Origin of the sequence: Amycolatopsis sp. NPDC023774 (assembly GCF_040639695.1) — a bacterium.
Classification (GTDB): domain Bacteria; phylum Actinomycetota; class Actinomycetes; order Mycobacteriales; family Pseudonocardiaceae; genus Amycolatopsis.
Window position 1 is genome coordinate 103865 of the sequence record NZ_JBFAAJ010000006.1, and the last position, 20656, is coordinate 124520.

General features: G+C 70.5%; 10 protein-coding genes and 1 pseudogene. All 11 read left to right on the forward strand.

The genetic code is table 11. From position 1 onward, the window contains the following. The first annotated feature begins 20 nt into the window (after positions 1–20). The gene (gene glgX / locus AB0F91_RS16695; protein ID WP_360598411.1) at positions 21–2150 is read left to right on the forward strand and encodes a glycogen debranching protein GlgX; all 2130 of its coding nucleotides are present in this window, start codon (positions 21–23) and stop codon (positions 2148–2150) included. Beyond that, the gene (gene treY, locus AB0F91_RS16700; RefSeq protein WP_360598412.1) at positions 2147–4441 is read left to right on the forward strand and encodes a malto-oligosyltrehalose synthase; all 2295 of its coding nucleotides are present in this window, start codon (positions 2147–2149) and stop codon (positions 4439–4441) included. The genes glgX (AB0F91_RS16695) and treY overlap by 4 nt, the downstream gene beginning before the upstream one ends. Further along, the gene (treZ, locus tag AB0F91_RS16705; RefSeq protein WP_360598413.1) at positions 4442–6163 is read left to right on the forward strand and encodes a malto-oligosyltrehalose trehalohydrolase; all 1722 of its coding nucleotides are present in this window, start codon (positions 4442–4444) and stop codon (positions 6161–6163) included. Between the two features lie 91 nt (positions 6164–6254). Next, positions 6255–8402 carry a glycogen debranching protein GlgX gene (glgX, locus tag AB0F91_RS16710; protein ID WP_360598414.1) on the forward strand — a complete coding sequence of 716 codons (2148 nt, stop codon included), beginning with the start codon at positions 6255–6257 and terminating at the stop codon, positions 8400–8402. A gap of 151 nt (positions 8403–8553) precedes the next feature. Continuing rightward, positions 8554–10116, forward strand: coding sequence for a Re/Si-specific NAD(P)(+) transhydrogenase subunit alpha (locus tag AB0F91_RS16715; protein ID WP_360598415.1), 1563 nt, complete (start codon positions 8554–8556; stop codon positions 10114–10116). Positions 10117–10123: 7 nt separating this feature from the next. Beyond that, positions 10124–11542, forward strand: coding sequence for a Re/Si-specific NAD(P)(+) transhydrogenase subunit beta (gene pntB / locus AB0F91_RS16720; protein ID WP_360598416.1), 1419 nt, complete (start codon positions 10124–10126; stop codon positions 11540–11542). A 402-nt stretch (positions 11543–11944) separates the two neighbouring features. Beyond that, entirely contained in the window at positions 11945–13924 is a 1980-nt protein-coding gene (locus AB0F91_RS16725) for a maltotransferase domain-containing protein (RefSeq protein ID WP_360598417.1), read from the forward strand. Positions 13925–14017: 93 nt separating this feature from the next. Beyond that, the gene (treS, locus tag AB0F91_RS16730) at positions 14018–15826 is read left to right on the forward strand and encodes a maltose alpha-D-glucosyltransferase (RefSeq protein WP_360598418.1); all 1809 of its coding nucleotides are present in this window, start codon (positions 14018–14020) and stop codon (positions 15824–15826) included. Positions 15827–15831: 5 nt separating this feature from the next. Continuing rightward, positions 15832–17220 carry an aminoglycoside phosphotransferase gene (locus AB0F91_RS16735; RefSeq protein WP_360598419.1) on the forward strand — a complete coding sequence of 463 codons (1389 nt, stop codon included), beginning with the start codon at positions 15832–15834 and terminating at the stop codon, positions 17218–17220. 4 nt (positions 17221–17224) lie between these two features. After that, positions 17225–19453, forward strand: a complete 2229-nt coding sequence (gene glgB, locus AB0F91_RS16740; RefSeq protein ID WP_360598420.1) for a 1,4-alpha-glucan branching protein GlgB — start codon at positions 17225–17227, stop codon at positions 19451–19453. A 135-nt stretch (positions 19454–19588) separates the two neighbouring features. Beyond that, positions 19589–20404, forward strand: a pseudogene (locus AB0F91_RS16745) (glycoside hydrolase family 16 protein); the annotation flags it as partial. Positions 20405–20656 lie beyond the last annotated feature (252 nt).

Sequence of the window (20656 nt, forward strand, 5' to 3'; positions counted from 1 at the left end):
TGTCCTTCAAGGAGAGCCCCGTGCGCCCCTGGCCCGGAACGCCGTACCCCCTCGGCGCCACCTACGACGGAGTGGGCACCAACTTCGCGCTGTTCTCCGAAGTGGCCGAGCACGTGGACCTGTGCCTGTTCGACGAGGACGGCAAGGAAACCCGCTCGCGGCTGGAGGAGGTCGACGGCTTCGTCCACCACGGCTACCTGCTCGGCGTCGGCCCCGGCCAGCGCTACGGCTACCGCGTGCACGGCCCGTACGACCCGGAGCGCGGCCTGCGCTGCAACCCCAACAAGCTCCTGATCGACCCGTACGCCAAGGCGCTTTCGCGCGGCGTCGACTGGACGGAGGCGCTGTTCGGGTACGAGTTCGACAACCCCGAGAAGCGCAACGACCAGGACTCGGCCGGGCACGTGCCGTACTCGCTGGTGGTAAGCCCGTTCTTCGACTGGGCCAACGACCGGGCGCCGCGCACGCCCTACCACGAGACCGTGATCTACGAAGCGCACGTGCGCGGCATGACGATGACGCACCCGTTCGTGCCCGACCGCCTGCGCGGCACGTACGCCGGCCTCGCGCACCCCGCCGTGATCGAGCACCTGAAGAAGCTCGGCATCACGGCGGTGGAGCTCATGCCCGTGCACCAGTTCGTGACCGACCACGGCCTGGACCAGAAGGGCCTGCGCAACTACTGGGGCTACAACACCATCGGCTTCTTCGCGCCCCACGACGGCTACGCGGCGATGCCGGGCCAGGGCGGGCAGGTGCAGGAGTTCAAGGGCATGGTCCGCGCTCTGCACGAGGCGAACATCGAGGTGATCCTCGACGTCGTCTACAACCACACCGCCGAGGGCAACCACCTCGGCCCGACGCTGTCCATGCGCGGCATCGACAACGAGGCCTACTACCGGCTGGTCGAGGACGAGCCGAAGTACTACATGGACTACACGGGCACGGGCAACTCGCTCAACGTCCGCAACCCCCACACGTTGCAGCTGATCATGGACTCGCTGCGGTACTGGGTCACCGAGATGCACGTGGACGGGTTCCGCTTCGACCTCGCCTCGGCGCTGGCGCGCGAGTTCTACGACGTCGACCGCCTGTCCACGTTCTTCGAGCTCGTGCAGCAGGACCCGATCGTGAGCCAGGTGAAGCTCATCGCCGAGCCGTGGGACGTCGGCCCCGGCGGGTACCAGGTGGGCAACTTCCCGCCACTGTGGACGGAGTGGAACGGGCAGTACCGCGACACCGTCCGCGACTTCTGGCGCGGCGAACCGTCGACGCTGGGGGAGTTCGCCTCCCGGATCACGGGTTCTTCGGACCTCTACCAGGACGACGGCCGCCGGCCGTTCGCGTCGATCAACTTCGTCACCGCGCACGACGGCTTCACGCTCGAGGACCTGGTGTCCTACAACGAAAAGCACAACGAAGCCAACGGCGAGGACAATCGCGACGGCGCCGACGACAACCGGTCGTGGAACTGCGGTGTGGAGGGCCCGACCGAGGACGAGGAGGTCCTCGCGCTGCGCGCCCGCCAGCGCCGCAACCTGCTCGCCACCGTGCTGCTGTCGCAGGGCGTGCCGATGCTGCTGCACGGCGACGAGCTGGGCCGCACGCAGCAGGGCAACAACAACGCCTACTGCCAGGACTCCGAACTGTCCTGGATGGACTGGGCGCTCGCGAAGGAGAACGCCGACCTCGTCGAGTTCACCGCCGCGCTCACCGAGTTCCGCAAGGCGCACCCGGTGTTCCGGCGCCGCCGGTTCTTCCAGGGCAAGCCGGTGCGCAAGGGCGAGGAGCTCGGTGACATCGCCTGGTTCACCCCGGCCGGCGAGGAGATGACCGAGCAGAACTGGGACGACGGCTTCGGCAAGTCCGTGGTCATCTTCCTCAACGGCGAGGGCATCTCCGACCTCGACCCGCGCGGCATGGCGGTGGTCGACGAGTCGTTCCTGCTCGCGTTCAACGCGCACTACGAGGACATCGCGATGACCCTGCCCGCCAACGGGTACGGCACCGAGTGGACCGTCGTCGTCGACACGGCCACCGGCCAGGTCGGGAAGACCGACGTGGAACCGATCCCGGGCGGGGGCAAGCACACGCTCGCCGCGCGGTCGCTCGTGGTGCTGCAGCGCACCGGCCGGGAGGAGCAGGAGTGAGTGCGCCGTCCTCGACGTACCGGGTGCAGCTACGTCCGGAGTTCACGTTCACCGATGCCGCCGGGATCGTCGACTACCTGCGCTCGCTCGGCGTGGGCGCGCTCTACGCGTCGCCCGTGCTGGACGCGACGACCGGCTCCGCCCACGGCTACGACGTGGTCGACCCGACCCGCGCGCGGCCGGAGCTGGGCGGCGAGGAAGCCCGCCGGGTGCTGGTCGCGCGGCTGGCCTCCGCCGGGCTCACGCTCGTGGTCGACATCGTGCCGAACCACATGTCCGTCGAGGTCCCGAAGCTCAACCGCTGGTGGTGGGACGTGCTCCGGCACGGGCAGGCCTCGGAGCACGCCGGGTTCTTCGACATCGACTGGAGCCGCGGCAAGGTGTTGCTGCCCGTGCTGGGCGAGGACGCGGCCGTCGCCGAGCTGACCGTCGAGGGCTCGGGCGAGGACGCGGAACTCGTCTACTACGATCACCGCTTCCCGATCGCGCCCGGCACCGGCGAGGGCACGCCTCAGGAGGTGCACGCGCGCCAGAACTACGAGCTCGTCGGCTGGCGCCGCGGCAACGCCGAGCTGAACTATCGCCGCTTCTTCGACATCACGAACCTCGCGGCCGTCACGGTCGAGAAGGCCGAGGTGTTCGCCGAGACCCATGGCGAGGTGCTGCGCTGGGTGGCCGACGGCGACGTCGCCGGCCTGCGCGTGGATCACCCGGACGGTCTGGCCGACCCGGGCGGCTACCTGCGCCGGCTGCGCGCGGGCGCGCCCGACGCGTGGCTCGTCGTCGAGAAGATCCTGCACCCGGGCGAGGCGCTGCCGCAGAGCTGGCCCGTCGACGGCACCACCGGCTACGACGCGCTGAACGAGATCACCGGCGTGTTCGTGGACCCGGCCGCGGAGCCCGCGTTCACCCGGCTCGCGGGCGAGCTGGGCGGACGCACCGACTACCTCGCCGTGGAAGAGGAAGCGCGGCGCATGGTCACCGACCGGATCCTGGTGGCCGAGGTGCACCGGATCGCCGGCCTGGTCGACGGCGTGGAACCGGACGCCGCGCGCGCCGCCGTGGCCGAGGTCATGGTCGCCTTCGGCGTCTACCGCTCGTACCTGCCGGAGGGCGCCGCCGAGTGGACGGGGGCCGTCGAGCGCGCGCGGTCGCGCCGGCCCGATCTGAGCGAAGCCCTGACCGCGCTGGACACGCAGGTCCGCGCGGAACCCGGCGGCGAGCTGGCGACCCGCATCCAGCAGACGTCCGGCATGGTGGTGGCCAAGGGCACCGAGGACACCACCTTCTACCGCTTCACCCGCTTCGCCGCGCTCAACGAGGTCGGCGGCGACCCGGATCGGTTCGGGCTCTCCACCGCGGAGTTCCACCGGCTGGCCGCGGGCCGCGCCGCCGGACGCCCGGCGAGCATGACCACGCTGACCACGCACGACACCAAGCGCTCCGAGGACACGCGGGCGCGGCAGGCGGCGTTGTCGGAGTTGTCCGAGGAGTTCGGCGACGCGGTGCGCCGCTGGACGAAGCGCCGCGGCATCGACGAGCCGGCGCTGAACCTGCTGGCGTGGCAGACGCTCGTGGGGGCGTGGCCGATCGCGCCCGAGCGCCTGCGCGACTACCTCGACAAGGCGGCGAAGGAGTCGAAGCTCCGCACCACCTGGACCGACCACGACGAGGCGTTCGAGCAGGCCGTCGCCGCGTGGCCGGAGCAGGTGCTGGGCGACGCCGAGCTGGTGGCCGAGGTCGAGGAGCTCGTCGGGAAGCTGCGCGGGCCGGGCTGGGTGAACTCGCTGGGCCAGAAGCTCGTGCAGCTGGCCGGGCCGGGTGTGCCCGACGTCTACCAGGGCACCGAGCTGTGGGACTTCTCGCTCGTGGACCCGGACAACCGGCGCGAGGTCGACTACGGCGTGCGCCGCGAGATCCTCGAGCGCGTGCAGGCCGGCGAGCAGCCGGAGGTCGACGAAACGGGTGCCGCGAAGCTGCTCGTGGTCCACCGGACGCTGACGCTGCGGCGCGAACGGCCCGAGCTGTTCACCGGCTATCGCCCGCTGAAGGCCGAGGGGACGGCCGCGGAGCACCTGCTGGCGTTCCAGCGCGGGGAAAACCTGGCGGTGGCCGTGACACGGCTGCCCGTCGGGCTCGAGAAGGCCGGCGGCTGGCGCGACACCGTGCTCCCGCTGACCGACGGCTTCTGGACCGACGTGCTGACCGGCCGGGCGCTCGGCGACGCGCCGCCCGCCGCCGCCCTGTTCGACCGGTACCCGGTGGCTCTTCTGGTGCGAGGGGATTCCTGAATGTTCACCGTGTGGGCGCCTGCCGCGGACCGCGTGCGGGTGCGTGTCGACGGCGCTGACCACGAGATGCGCCGAACCGCCGGTGGCTGGTGGCAGGCCGACGTCACCGGCACCGACTACGCCTTCCTCCTCGGCGACGACGACAAGCCGCTGCCGGACCCGCGTTCGCTGCGCCAGCCGGCCGGTGTCCACGAGGCTTCGCGGGTGTACGACCACGCCGAGTTCGAGTGGACCGACGGCGCGTGGACGGGCCGTCAGCTGCCCGGCGGTGTCGTCTACGAAATGCACCTGGGCACCTTCACCGAGGGCGGCACGTTCGATTCGGCGATCGAGCGTCTCGGCCATCTCGTGGACCTCGGCATCACGCACGTCGAGCTGCTGCCGGTGAACTCGTTCGACGGCACAGCCGGCTGGGGCTACGACGGCGTGCTGTGGGGCGCGGTGCACGAGCCCTACGGCGGGCCGGACGGCCTCAAACGCTTCGTCGACGCCTGCCACGCCCGCGGCCTCGCCGTGGTGCTGGACGTCGTCTACAACCACCTCGGCCCCTCGGGCGCCTACCTCGACCGCTTCGGCCCGTACTTCGCCGGCCACACCGACTGGGGCGCCGGCCTCAACCTCGACGGCCCCGGCTCCGACGAGGTGCGCCGCTACGTGCTCGACAACGCGCTCGGCTGGCTGCGCGACTTCCACGTGGACGCGCTGCGGCTCGACGCCGTGCACGCGCTGGTCGACAAGCGCGCCACGCACCTGCTGGAGGAGCTGTCCACCGAGGTCGGCGAGCTGTCCGTGGCGCTGCGCCGCCCGCTCACCCTGATCGCCGAGTCGGACCAGAACGACCCCCGGCTCGTCACCCCACGTGAAGGGGGCGGCTACGGCGTGCACGCACAGTGGTCCGACGACCTGCACCACTGCCTGCACGTGCGCATCACCGGCGAGACCACGGGCTACTACGCCGACTTCGCCGCGCCCGGCGCCCTCGCGAAAACGTTGCGCGAGGTGTTCTTCCACGCCGCAACCTGGTCGTCGTTCCGCGAGCGTACCCACGGCCGCCCGGTGGATACGCGGAAGGTGCCGGGCCACCGCTTCCTTGCTTACCTGCAGAACCACGACCAGATCGGCAACCGCGCCACCGGCGACCGGCTCTCGGCCACCGTCGCGCCGGGCCTGATCGCGGCCGCGGCCGCGGTGGTGTTCTGCTCGCCGTACACGCCGATGGTGTTCATGGGCGAGGAGTGGGCGGCGAGCACGCCGTGGCAGTTCTTCGCCTCCTTCCCGGACCCGGAGCTGGCCGAGGCCGTGCGCACGGGCCGGCGGCGCGAGTTCGGCCGCCACGGCTGGGGCGAGGCCGACGTGCCGGACCCGATGGACCCGGCGACCGTCGCGCGGTCGCGGCTCGACTGGTCCGAGGCGGAGCAGCCGGCGCACCAGGAGATGCTGCGGACCTACCGCACGTTGATCCGCCTGCGGCGCGAACGGCCGGAGCTCGCGGACCCGAATCTCGACGGGTTCGTCGTGCGGGCGGCGCCCGACGATTCGTGGCTCGTGCTGCACCGCGGCGCGCTGCGGCTCGCCTGCAACTTCGGCGAAACCGCGGCCACCGTCCCACTGGGCGGGACGCCGGGGGAGGTCCTGGCCTCCTGGGACACGCCGGAGTTCGACCATGCCGGTGAATCCGTGCGGCTTCCGGGCGCGTCGTTCGTCCTCGTGGCCACCTCCTGACCGGCGTTTACGCGGAAATCCGGTGCTTTCCCCGGAAAGTTCAGCCGGGTAGCCGGACCCGCGGGCCCGGTCGGTTTGGGAGGATCTCCCCATGGCAACACGACCCGCTTCCGACACCCAGGTCCTGGCCGGCCGCCCCTTTCCGCTCGGCGCTCACCCGGAAGCCGGAGGGGTGCGGTTCGCCGTCACCTCGGCGGTGGCCGACGCCGTGGAGGTCTGCCTCCTCGGTGACGACGGCACCGAGCGCCGGATCGAGCTGACCGAGCGGACGTTCGGCGTGTGGCACGGGCTGGTCCCGGGCGTCACGCCGGGGCAGCGCTACGGCTACCGCGTGCACGGCCCCTACGACCCGGGACGAGGGCTGCGCTGCAACCCGGCGAAGCTGCTCGTGGACCCGTACGCGCACCGGATCAGCGGCCGGCTGACCGACCTCGCGGCCGCGCAGGGCTTCGCGGGCGACCCGGACCGCGGTCCTGCGTCCACTGTGGACTCACTGGGCAGCGTGCCGCTCTCGGTGGTCACCTCGCCCGGCGGGCCGGACACGGGCGTGAAGCCCGAGGTGCCGTTCGAGGAGTCGGTGATCTACGAGCTGCACGTGAAGGGGTTCACCGAACTGCACCCGTTCATCCCGGAAGCGCTGCGCGGTACCTACCTGGGTCTCGCGCACCCGGTGGCGATCGAGCACCTCACGCGGCTCGGCGTGACCACAGTGGAGCTGCTACCGGTGCACGCGTTCGCCGACGAGCCGGCGCTGGTGCGCGCGGGCCGGCACAACTACTGGGGCTACTCGCCCCTGGGCTACTTCGCACCGCACCCCGGGTACGCGAGCGAACCCGGCCGGGAGATCGAGGAGTTCCGGACGATGGTGGCGGCCCTGCACGCGGCCAACATCGAGGTGATCGTCGACGTCGTCTTCAACCACACCTGCGAGGGCGGCCCCGACGGGCCCACGCTGTTCCTGCGCGGGCTCGACGCGCCGGCGTACTACCTGCACACCAAACGCGGGCACATGGCCGACATCACCGGCTGCGGCAACACCCTCGACTCGGGCTCGCCGACCGTGGTCCGGCTCGTCACGGATTCGCTGCGGTACTGGACGCAGGAGCTCGGCGTCGACGGCTTCCGGTTCGACCTCGCGAGCACGCTGGGCCGCCCGCGCGGCGGCATGTTCGACCGTGACTCGACCATGCTCACGGCCATCACCACCGACCCGGTGCTGTCGCGGTGCAAGCTCATCGCCGAACCGTGGGACGCAACGGGGGAGGGCTACCGCGTCGGCGACTTCGGCGCGCAGTGGGCGGAGTGGAACGGCCGCTACCGCGACACCCTGCGCGACTTCTGGCGCGGCGTCACGGGCGTGCGCGACCTCGCCTACCGGCTCTCGGGTTCGTCGGACCTCTACGACCACAACCTGCGCCGGCCGTGGCAGTCGATCAACTTCGTGACCGCGCACGACGGCTTCACCTTGCGGGATCTGGTGTCCTACAACGAAAAGCACAACGAGGCCAACGGAGAGGACAACCGCGACGGCACCACCGACAACCGCTCGTGGAACCACGGCGTGGAGGGCGAGACCGACGACCAGGCGATCGTCGCGTTGCGCACCCGGCAGGCGCGCAACCTCTTCGCCACGCTGCTGCTGTCCACCGGCACGCCGATGTTCGTCGCGGGCGACGAGATGTGGCGGACCCAGGGCGGCAACAACAACGCCTACTGCCTCGACGACGAGACGTCGTGGGTCGACTGGACGCCCTCGGCCGCGTCGGAGCCGATGCTCGCCTTCGCCCGGCGCGTGGTCCGCCTGCGTGCGAGCAGCCCCGCGCTGCGCCAGCCGGAGTTCTTCGAAGGCCGCACCACGCCCACCGGCAAACCGGACCTCGTCTGGTTCCGGCCCGACGGCGAGGAGTTCGACGAGATCGACTGGTTCGACGAGAGCCGCCGCACGCTGTGTATGTGGATCGACGGCTCCAACTCCCAGGCCCGCAACCGCGAGGGCGAGCTCGTCACCGACCACTCGTGGCTGCTGATCCTGCACGCCGGCGAGGACGACGTGGAGGTGGTGCTGCCCGGACCCGAGTACGGTGCCACATACAAACCCACGCTGGACACCGGCACGGCGGACGGCAGCCCCGCGTACGTCGGGGCGCTGGATCCGAAGACGCGCATCGTGGTGGCGGCCAGGTCGTTGCAGCTGCTCCGAGCGCCGCGGGACTTCGTGCCGGGCCCCCAGCCGCTTTGACGCGGGGGTCCGGCGTTCTCGAGGTGCATCGATCAAGAGGTTTCGCAGAAATCGGTCAAGAGATCACTCTCACCCCGGAACGCCGGAATCCCCCTCGCCAGCCGGATCGTTGGATGCTGAAATCCACCGTGGATATCCCGAGGAGAAGTGCATGAGCGACGACGGCACTGGATCCGAGCCCGGTCTGCGAATCGGACTGGTCGCGGAGTCGACGAAAACCGAGACCCGCGTCGCGCTGACGCCGGACACCGTGCGCAAGGCCATCGGCCTGGGCTACCGCGTGCTGGTGGAGTCCGGGGCCGGCGTGCGATCGGGGTTCGACGACGAGGCCTACCTGTCCGCGGGCGCCGAGGTGTCGGCCGATCCGGTGTGGGACGCGGACGTCGTCGTCACCGTCAACGCGCCCGACCCGGGTGAGATCGAGAGACTGCGCCCCGGTACGACCCTGGTGTCGATGCTGGCGCCCGCGCTCGAGCCGGACCGGCTCGCGGCACTGGCTGCCCGTGGCGTCACGGCGCTCGCGATGGACGCAGTGCCCCGCATCTCGCGCGCGCAGTCGCTGGACGTGCTCAGCTCGATGGCGAACATCGCGGGCTACCGGGCCGTGATCGAGGCCGCGCACGTGTTCGGCCGGTTTTTCACGGGCCAGGTCACCGCGGCGGGCAAGGTACCGCCGGCGAAAGTGCTCGTCGCGGGGGCCGGGGTCGCCGGTCTGGCGGCGATCGCGGCGGCCAACAGCCTGGGCGCCGTGGTCCGCGCGACCGACCCGCGGCCGGAGGTGGCCGACCAGGTCCGTTCGCTCGGTGGCGAGTACCTCGCCGTCGAGGTCGAGCAGGAGGCCAGCACGGACGGGTACGCCAGGGCGACCTCGGAGGACTACGACAAGCGGGCGGCGGAGATCTACTCCGAGCAGGCCGCCGACGTCGACATCGTCATCACGACCGCGCTCATCCCGGGCCGGCCCGCGCCGAAGCTGCTCACGGCCGAGCAGGTCGCGTCGATGAAGCCGGGCAGCGTCATCGTCGACATGGCCGCCGCGCAGGGCGGCAACGTCGCCGGTACCGAGGCCGGTGAGGTCGTGACCACCGAGGGCGGCGTCACGATCATCGGCTACACCGACCTGCCGGGCCGGCTGCCCGCGCAGGCTTCGCAGCTCTACGGCACCAACGTGGTCAACCTGCTGAAGCTGCTCACGCCGGAGAAGGACGGCCGGCTCGCCCTCGACTTCGACGACGTCGTGCAGCGTGGGCTCACCGTGGTCCGCGACGGCGAGGTCCTGTGGCCGCCGCCGAAGGTGTCGGTGAGCGCGGCACCGCAGGCCGCGCCAGCCGCCGCCCCGGCCCCGGCGCCGGAACCCGAGAAGCCCCGCTCGCCGTGGGCGCGGGCGACGGTCGCCATGCTCGGCGCGGTGGTCCTGTTCCTGGCGTCGGCGTTCGCGCCCCCCGAGCTGGCCGGGCACCTGACGGTGTTCGTGCTCGCCATCGTGATCGGCTTCTACGTGATCGGCAACGTGCACCACGCGCTGCACACGCCGCTGATGTCGGTCACCAACGCGATCTCCGGGATCATCGTCGTCGGCGCGATCCTGCAGATCACCGGCGGCGGGTTCGCCACCACCATCCTGGCCGCGGCCGCCGTGCTGCTGGCCGCCATCAACATCGTCGGTGGCTTCCTGGTGACCCGACGGATGCTGTCGATGTTCTCGAGGAGCTGAGCGAGCAGTGCACGCTGAAACGTGGAAGTCGGCGGCGTACCTGATCGCCGCCCTGTTGTTCGTGGCCAGCCTCGCGGGGCTCGCCAAGCACGAGACCTCGCGCCGCGGGGTCTGGTTCGGGATCGCCGGCATGGCGATCGCGCTGGTCGCGACCGCGGCCACCGCGCTGGGCCTGGCGTCGGGTCTCGGCATCACGCTGCTGCTCATCGCGCTCGTGATCGGCGCCGCGATCGGGGTGTGGCGGGCGCGCGTGGTCGAGATGACGGGCATGCCCGAGCTGATCGCGCTGATGCACAGCTTCGTCGGTCTCGCCGCGGTGCTGGTCGGCTGGAACGGGTTCCTCGAGGTCGAGGGGAACACCGCGCAGACCGAGCTCGTGGGGTCGCTGCTGGGCATCCACCACGCCGAGGTCGTGATCGGCGTGTTCATCGGCGCCGTGACGTTCACCGGCTCGATCATCGCCTACCTGAAGCTGTCGGCGCGGATCCCGTCGGCGCCGCTGCAGCTGCCGGGCAAGAACGTGCTCAACCTCGGCGCGCTGATCGCGTTCGCGGTGCTCACGGTGTTCTTCGTGATCAGCCCCGCCCCGTGGCTGCTCGTGGTGGTCACGGTGCTCGCGCTGGCGCTCGGCGTCCACCTCGTCGCCTCGATCGGCGGCGGCGACATGCCGGTGGTCGTGTCGATGCTCAACAGCTACTCCGGCTGGGCCGCGGCCGCCTCGGGCTTCCTGTTGGGCAACGACTTGCTGATCATCACCGGCGCGCTCGTCGGCTCGTCCGGTGCGTACCTGTCCTACGTGATGTGCAAGGCGATGAACCGGTCGTTCATCTCCGTCATCGCGGGCGGCTTCGGCGCGCCGGCGACCAGCGGCCCGGCGGAGGTCACGGGCGAGCACCGCGAGATCGACGCAGCCGGGGTGGCCGAACTGCTGTCGAACGCGAGTTCGGTGGTCATCACGCCGGGTTACGGCATGGCGGTCGCGCAGGCGCAGTCGCCGGTGGCCGAGCTGACGCGGCGGCTGCGCGAGCAGGGCGTGAACGTCCGGTTCGGCGTGCACCCCGTCGCCGGCCGGCTGCCCGGGCACATGAACGTGCTGCTCGCCGAGGCGAAGGTGCCCTACGACATCGTCCTGGAGATGGACGAGATCAACGACGACCTCGCCGACACCGACGTCGTACTGGTGATCGGGGCCAACGACACCGTGAACCCCTCGGCCGCGGAGGACCCGGGCAGCCCGATCGCGGGCATGCCGGTGCTGCGGGTCTGGGAGGCCGGCAACGTCGTGGTCTTCAAGCGGTCCATGGCGCCGGGCTACGCGGGCGTGCAGAACCCGTTGTTCTTCCGCGAGAACAGCCAGATGCTCTTCGGCGACGCCAAGCAGCGCGTGCAGGACATCCTCGCCGCGCTGCCGGCCCGCGTCGGCTGAGCCCGCGCCGGCCAGGTCCGTACCACTGCACCGCGCCGCCGGACCGGGGGAGACAGACCCCCGGACCGGCGGTGCGGTCCTGTGTCCGGCGCCCACTGTGGACAGTCCGGTCCGGGTCCCGCCGGGTCGTCGACCCGCACGGGCAACTGTGAACGTTGTTCGACTTCTGCGTTACGCGGGATCTGCGAAAAAAAGGCTCGGGTGATTGTTCCGCCGTTCGAGTTGCGCATGCGCCAAAAGTGTGGGACTGGGAGGAAACTCCGCCCGGACGGATTCGTTTCGTCCGACCGGGTGGCGGGTACAACGGTAAAAGGCCCCGCTGTCAAGGGCTTTGAGGGAATCAGGCACACTGACCGTGCTCGCGTTCGCACGGAAATCAGCACAGCCAAGAGGGGCGTTGCCATGACCGGCCGGCTCGGTATCGACGACGTCAACCCGACCGTCAGCTGCGGTCGGTACCCGGCGAAAGCCGTTGTGGGAGAACACTTTCCGGTCTCCGCCACGGTGTGGCGCGAGGGGCACGACGCCGTGGCGGCCACCGTCGCGTGGCGCGGTCCCGGCGACCGGGTCTCGCGCCAGACGCGGATGGCCGAGCGCGGCAAGGGTCTGGATCTCTTCGCCGCCGTGATCGTGCCCGACGCCGAGGGTCTGTGGACCTACCGCGTGGACGCGTGGAGCGACCCGTGGGCGACGTGGGAACACGCCGTCGAGGTCAAGATCGCTGCGGGGCAAGGACCCGAGGACCTCGCCAACGACCTCGAGAACGGCGCGCGGCTGCTCGAGCGTGTGTCCCGCCGGCCCGAACGCCGCGGCGAGCGCGCACTGCTCGCGGGTGCGGCGAGGGACCTGCGCGACACCGGCCGCGATCTCGGCGAACGCGTGGGCGCCGCGCTTTCGCCCGAAGTGCGCCACTTGATGCACGAATTCCCCGTGCGGGAACTGATCACCAAGGGCAAACCGCTGAAGCTGTGGGTCGACCGCAAGCGCGCTGCCTTCGGCTCGTGGTACGAGTTCTTCCCCCGTTCCACGGGTGGGGTCGACGAGCACGGCAACGCCGTCCACGGCACGTTCGCCACCGCCGCGCGGTCACTCGACCGGGTTGCGGGCATGGGCTTCGACGTGGCGTACCTACCGCCGATCCACCCGATCGGGCGAGTGAACCGCAAGGGTCCCAACAACACCCTCGTCGCCACGCCCGAGGACGTCGGCTCGCCGTGGGCCATCGGCGCCGACGAGGGCGGGCACGACGCGATCCACCCGGACCTCGGCACGTTCGACGACTTCGACGCCTTCGTCGCCCGCGCCGAGGAGCTGGGCATGGAGGTGGCGCTCGACCTCGCGCTGCAAGCCGCGCCCGACCACCCGTGGGTCCTCAAGCACCCGGAGTTCTTCACCACGCGCCCGGACGGCACGATCGCCTACGCCGAGAACCCGCCGAAGAAGTACCAGGACATCTACCCGGTCAACTTCGACAACGACCCGCGCGGCATCTACGACGAGGTGCTCCGCGTCGTGCTCCACTGGGTGTCGCACGGGGTGCGCATCTTCCGGGTGGACAACCCGCACACCAAGCCGCCGGACTTCTGGGCGTGGCTGATCCAGTCGGTCAAGGACGCGCACCCCGACGTGCTGTTCCTGGCCGAGGCGTTCACGCGCCCGGCACGGCTGTGGGGCCTGGCGAAGCTCGGCTTCACCCAGAGCTACACCTACTTCACCTGGCGCACGAGCAAGGACGAGCTGACCGAGTTCGGCACCGACCTGGTCGAGCACTGGAACGAGGGCCGCCCCAACCTGTTCGTGAACACCCCGGACATCCTCCACGAGTCGCTGCAGCACGGCGGCCCCGGGATGTTCGCGCTGCGGGCGGCGCTGGCCGCCACGCTGTCGCCGACGTGGGGCGTCTACTCCGGCTACGAGCTCTACGAGCACCAGCCGGTGCGCGAGGGCAGCGAGGAGTACCTCGACTCGGAGAAGTACCAGTTGCGTCCGCGCGACTTCGAGCGGGCGCTGGCCGAAGGCCGCTCGCTGGAGCCGTGGCTCACGAAGCTCAACACGATCCGCAAGATCCACCCGGCGTTGCAGGGCATGCGGACCCTGCGGTTCCACCACGTCGACAACGGCGCGCTGCTCGCCTACTCCAAACAGGACCCGGCGACCGGCGACACCGTCGTCACGGTGGTGAACCTCGATCCGCACGGTGCGCAGGAAGGCACCCTGTGGCTCGACCTGGAGTCACTCGGCTTCGACTGGCACGAGCGGCTCATCGCCCACGACGAAGTCACCGGGGAGACCTGGGACTGGGGCCAGGCCAACTTCGTCCGGCTCGAACCGTGGCGTGCGGTCGCGCACGTGGTCGCGGTCCGGCGCCGGCTCGCGGCGTAACCGGGCCCGAAGGATTTTCCAGCCACCCTGCACGCACGGCACGCGGCAGGGACGATCGAACGTACCGCCAGACGCGGGACGAGGTGGAGTTTGATGGACGACGAGAGCCGGCCCGACGCAGCGCTGGGCCTGGACGGTGTTCCCCACACGGGCGAGGCGATGACCGCCGAGGGCCTGCTGGTGGAACCGCAGGCGGACGAGTTCGCGCACGCCGAAGAGGCGCCGCGCGACCCGCACTGGTTCAAGGGCGCCGTGTTCTACGAGGTGCTGGTGCGGGCCTTCACCGACTCGAACGGTGACGGCACGGGCGACCTGCGCGGGCTCGCGAGCCGGCTGGATTACCTGGAGTGGCTCGGCGTCGACTGCCTGTGGCTGCCGCCGTTCTACGCGTCGCCGCTGCGCGACGGGGGCTACGACATCAGCGACTTCCGCTCGGTGCTGCCGGAGTTCGGCACCGTCGAGGACTTCGTGTACTTGCTCGGCGAGGCGCACCGGCGCGGCATCCGCGTGATCACCGACCTCGTGCTCAACCACACCTCCGACGCGCACCCGTGGTTCCAGCAGTCGCGTTCGGACCCGGACGGCCCGTACGGCGACTACTACGTGTGGAGCGACGACGACTCGCGCTACGCCGACGCGCGCATCATCTTCGTCGACACCGAGACGTCGAACTGGACCTACGACCCGGTGCGCGGCCAGTTCTACTGGCACCGCTTCTTCAGCCATCAGCCGGATCTCAACTACGAGAACCCGGCCGTGCAGGAAGCGATGATCGACGTGCTGCGGTTCTGGCTCGACCTCGGCATCGACGGGTTCCGGCTCGACGCCGTGCCGTACCTGTTCGAGCAGGAAGGCACCAACTGCGAGAACCTGCCGCGCACGCACGAGTTCCTCAAGCGTTGCCGCAAGGTCGTCGACGACGAGTTCCCCGGCCGGATCCTGCTGGCGGAGGCGAACCAGTGGCCCTCCGACGTGGTCGAGTACTTCGGCGACCCGGAGGTCGGCGGCGACGAGTGCCACATGGCGTTCCACTTCCCGCTGATGCCGCGCCTCTTCATGGCGGTGCGGCGTGAGTCGCGGTTCCCGATCTCGGAGATCCTGCTGCAGACCCCGCAGATCCCGAGCGGCACGCAGTGGGGCATCTTCCTGCGCAACCACGACGAGCTCACGCTCGAGATGGTCACGGACGAAGAGCGCGACTACATGTACTCCGAGTACGCCAAAGACCCGCGGATGAAGGCCAACATCGGCATCCGCAGGCGCCTGGCGCCGTTGCTGGACAACGACCGCAACCAGCAGGAGCTCTTCACGGCGATGCTGCTCTCGCTGCCGGGCTCGCCCGTTCTGTACTACGGTGACGAGATCGGCATGGGAGACAACATCTGGCTCGGCGACCGCGACGCGGTCCGCACCCCCATGCAGTGGACGCCGGACCGCAATGCCGGCTTCTCCTCGTGCGACCCCGGCCGCATCTATCTGCCGGTGATCATGGACCCGGTTTACGGGTACGAGGCCCTCAACGTCGAGGCCCAGTCGAACAACGTGTCGTCGCTGCTGAACTGGACGCGGCGGATGATCGAGGTGCGCAAGCAGCACCACGCGTTCGCCGAGGGCGACTTCGTGGACCTCGGTGGGTCCAACCCGAGCGTGCTGGCGTACAAGCGCCAGTGGTGCCGGCCGGACGGGCGCGAGGACGTGGTGCTGTGCGTGAACAACCTGTCGCGCTTCCCGCAGCCGGTGGAGCTCGACCTGGCGGGCCACCGCGGCTCGGTGCCGGTGGAGCTCACCGGCGGGGTGCGGTTCCCGGAGGTCGGTGAACTTCCGTACCTGCTCACGTTGCCCGGACACGGGTTCTACTGGTTCCAGCTCCTCGAGCGGGAAGCCGAAGGCGAAATGAGGTGAGTGCCTTGAGCGACCACGGGCATCTGGTCGAGCAGCTCGTCGCAGAGCTGCCGTCCTGGCTTCCGGCGCAGCGGTGGTTCGCGGGCAAGGACCGGCCGATCACGGCCGTCCGCGCGCTCGCGTCCACTGTGCTGGTCGAAGGCGATCCGCAGCTGCTGCACGTGGTCGTCGAGGTGGTGCAGGGCGAGCGGTCCGAGCCTTACCAGCTGCTGGTCGGGCGCCGTTCGCACCCGCCGGAGATCTCGTCGACGGCGTGGATCGGCGCCGACGGCGGCCTCAACTTCTACGAGGCCAGCGGCGACGCGGACCTGACCGCGGTGCTGCTCGACCACATGGTGGCCGGCGACCGCGTCGGCCCGCTGGTGTTCGAGCACGAGCCCGGTGCGCGGCTGACCGGCGGGCTGCGCGCACGGCCCATCACCTCCGAGCAGAGCAACACCTCGCTGGTGTACGGGGGGCAGTACATCCTGAAGCTGTTCCGCAAGCTCAGCCCGGGGACCAACAAGGACCTGCTGCTGCACCGCGCGCTGCAGAAGGCGGGCTGCGAGCACATCGCCGAGGTCGTCGGCTCGATCACCGGCGAGCTCGCCGGGGAGCCGGCGACGATCGCGATGCTGCAGGTGTTCCTGCCCGACGCCGTCGACGGCTGGGCCATGGCCACCACGAGCGTGCGCGACCTGATGGCCGAGCCCGAGCTGCACCCCGACGAGGTCGGCGGCGACTTCGCCGGCGAAGCCGAGCGCCTCGGCGCGGCGGTGGCGCACGTCCACGCCGATCTCGCGGCGGCGCTGGGCGCGCACCCGGTGGACGAGTCCGAGCTCGACCGCACGGTGGCGGGCATGACCGAGCGGCTCGACCGGATCGCGCGTGACGTGCCGGAGCTGGCCGAGCAGGCACCCGCGCTGCACAAGGTGTTCGACGCGCTGCGCGAGCTGCCGCCGGGCCGGCCGGGGGTCTCGATGCAGTACATCCACGGCGACCTGCACCTCGGCCAGGTGCTGCGCACAGTCGGGGGATGGCTGTTGCTCGACTTCGAGGGCGAGCCGGCGGCGCCGCTGGCAGAGCGGCACGCGCTGCGGTCGCCGCTGCGCGACGTCGCGGGCATGCTGCGCTCGTTCGACTACGCGGCCCAGCAGCTGCTGGTGGGCCAGCCGGACGACCCGGTGCTGACCGAACGCGCGCTCGAATGGGCCCGCCGCAACCGCACGGCCTTCTGCGACGGGTACGCCGGGGCCGCCGGCCCGATCGGCGACCCGCGCGAGCACGGAGAACTGCTTCGTGCGTTCGAACTCGACAAAGCGGTGTACGAAGTGGCCTACGAGCACGCGAACCGGCCCGACTGGCTGGCCGTGCCGCTGGCGGCGATCGCCCGCATCGCCCACGGAGGTGAGTGAAGACGTGAACGCGGTTTCCCGGGATCTGCCCGCGGCGGCTCCGTCCCCGCAGGACATCGACCGGCTGCTGGCCGGATCGCACCACGACCCGCACTCGGTGCTCGGCGTGCACGCCCAGGGGACAGTGGGCATCGGCAGCACGAGCCCCGGCACCGTCGTGGCGCGCGCGTTGGTGCCGGGGGCGAAGTCCGTCTCCGTGCTGGCGGGGGACCGGCGGTTCCCGCTGGAACGTGTGGCCGACGCGTTGTTCGCGGCGCCGCTGCCCGAGCACCCGGGCGACTACCGGCTCGAGGTGGACTACGACGGACACACCGTGGTCACCGACGACCCGTACCGCTGGCTGCCCACGGTGGGCGAGCTCGACCTGCACCTCATCGGCGAGGGGCGCCACGAACGGCTGTGGGACGTCCTCGGCGCTCACGTGCGCGACTTCGACACGCCCCACGGCGCGGTCGAAGGCGTGTCCTTCGCGGTGTGGGCGCCGACCGCGCGCGGCGTGCGGGTGATCGGCGACTTCAACGGCTGGGAGGGCCGCGGGCACGCGATGCGCTCGCTCGGCTCGTCGGGCGTGTGGGAGCTGTTCGTGCCCGACGTGCCGATCGGCTCCTGCTACAAGTTCCGGATCCTCGGCGCCGACGGGCACTGGCACGAGAAGGCCGACCCGATGGCGTTCGCCACCGAGGTGCCGCCCGCGACCGCGTCGAAGGTCACGAAGTCGGCCTACACCTGGGCTGACGACGAGTGGACCGCGCGCCGAGAGGTGACGAACTGGGCCGACGCCCCGATGAGCGTGTACGAGGTCCACCTCGGCTCGTGGCGGCCCGGGCTGAACTACCGCGAGCTGGCCGACCAGCTCGCCGACTACGTGAGCGACACCGGCTTCACCCACGTGGAGTTCCTGCCCGTGGCCGAGCACCCGTTCGGCGGTTCGTGGGGCTACCAGGTCACGTCGTACTACGCGCCGACCTCGCGCTTCGGCTCGCCCGACGACTTCCGCTACCTCGTGGACCACCTGCACCAGCGGGGGATCGGTGTCCTCGTGGACTGGGTGCCCGCGCACTTCCCGCGCGACATCTGGGCGCTCGCGCGCTTCGACGGCAGCCCGCTCTACGAGCACGAGGACCCGCGCCGCGGCGAGCAGCCCGACTGGGGCACGCTCGTGTTCAACTTCGGCCGCAACGAGGTGCGCAACTTCCTCGTGGCCAACGCGCTGTACTGGCTGGAGGAGTTCCACCTCGACGGCCTGCGCGTGGACGCCGTCGCGTCGATGCTCTACCTCGATTACTCGCGCAAGGACGGCGAGTGGCTGCCCAACGAGTACGGCGGCCGCGAAAACCTCGACGCCGTGCGATTCCTGCAGGAGCTCAACGCGACTGTCTACAGGCGACACCCGGGCGTGGTGATGGTGGCCGAGGAGTCCACCGCGTGGCCGGGCGTCACGCGGCCGACGCATCTCGGCGGGCTCGGCTTCGGCTTCAAGTGGAACATGGGCTGGATGCACGACACGCTGCGCTACTTCGGCCACGAGCCGATCCACCGCGCCTACCACCACAACGAGATGACGTTCTCGCTCGTCTACGCGTGGAGCGAGAACTTCGTGCTGCCGCTCTCGCACGACGAAGTGGTGCACGGCAAGGGTTCCCTGTGGCAGCGCATGCCGGGCGACGACTGGAACAAGGCGGCGGGCCTGCGTTCACTGCTGGCGTTCATGTGGGCCCACCCGGGCAAGCAGCTGCTGTTCATGGGCGGCGAGTTCGGGCAGCCGCAGGAGTGGTCGGAGTCGCGCTCGCTCGACTGGCATCTGCTCGACGCGCCGCTGCACCGCGGCGTGCAGGACCTGCTGCGCCGCCTCAACGACATCTACCGGTCCACCGCCGCGCTCTTCAGCGGAGACGTGCGGCCGGAGGGCTTCCAGTGGATCGACGCCAACGACTCGGCCGGCAACGTGCTCAGCTTCCTGCGCATCGGCTCCGACGGCTCGCGACTGGCGTGCATCGCGAACTTCGCGGGCGTGCCGCACCACGACTACCGCGTGGGCCTGCCCGCCGCCGGGCGCTGGACCGAGCTGCTGAACACCGACGCCGAGGTCTACGGCGGGTCCGGGGTCGGCAACCTGGGTGCGGTCGAGGCGGTCGCGAAGCCGTGGCACGGCCTGCCGGCGTCGGCGGTGCTGCAGCTGCCGCCGAACGGCGTCCTGTGGTTGCTGGAGGAGGCCCCGGTTACCGCCGAGTGAGACTGTCGGAAAATTCCTCACGTTAGTCCTTGCCGGTGACAACCGGTCGGGCTAGCTTTGTTGCCATCGACAACAAACCCGGGTGGTGCCGCCAGGCCGCCCCTCGAGTGACGAGGGATGACGACGATGAAGTCTCTGAAGACCTCCGCCCGGTGGCGGCTGCTGGCGATCCCGGCGGCTCTGGTGGTGGCGGGAGCCGTGACGCTCACCGCGACACCGGTCGGCAACGCGGCTCCGGCGAGCCCGGCCGCCACCTTAACCGACGACTTCGATGGGCCCGCGGGCAGCCCGGCCGATGGCTCGAAGTGGAACTACGAGTCCGGCGACAACGTGAACAACCACGAGCGCGAGTGGTACACCTCCGGTGCGGCCAACGCGGCGCTCGACGGCCAGGGTCACCTGGTGATCACGGCCAAGAAGGAAAGTTCGGGCAACAACTGCTGGTACGGCCCGTGCGAGTACACCTCGGCGCGGCTCAACACGTCCGGCAAGTTCTCCACCAGCTCCGGCCACGCCGAGGTCCGCATGAAGCTCCCGCGCGGGCAGGGCATGTGGCCCGCGTTCTGGATGCTCGGCGGCGGCAACTGGCCGACGGACGGCGAGATCGACGTCATGGAGAACATCGGCAAGGAGCCGAACACCGTGCACGGCACGATTCACGGCCCGGGCTACTCGGGCGCCAACGGCATCGGCGCGGCCTACAACGGCCCCGACTTCTCCGACGACTTCCACACCTATGCGGTGGACTGGTCCACGAACAAGATCGTGTGGTCGGTCGACGGCAACGCCTACGAGACACGCACGCCGGCCGACCTGAACGGCAACAAGTGGGTCTACGACCACCCGTTCTTCCTCATCCTCAACCTTGCCGTGGGCGGCGACTGGCCCGGTGACCCGGACGGTGGCACGCAGTTCCCGCAGCAGCTCGTGGTCGACTACGTGCACGTGAGCTGAGCGTCCACTTCGGACCTTTCAGCCGGACGGTTCACGCCACCGGACGCCTCCGCGAATTCGGGCGGCGGCGGGCGGAGATCGAGCGGGCGCGAATCTCCCCGGCTTCGCCCGGCTCGACTTGCGGTGGGCCGGGCGAAGCTCCGGAGCCCAGCTCGCGCTGGGGTGGCCAGACCCGGCCCGGGCCGGGATTTTCCGTTGCGGCGGCGCGAAACCCGGCCCGGGCCGGAACCGTGTCCCGGTAGGTGTCCA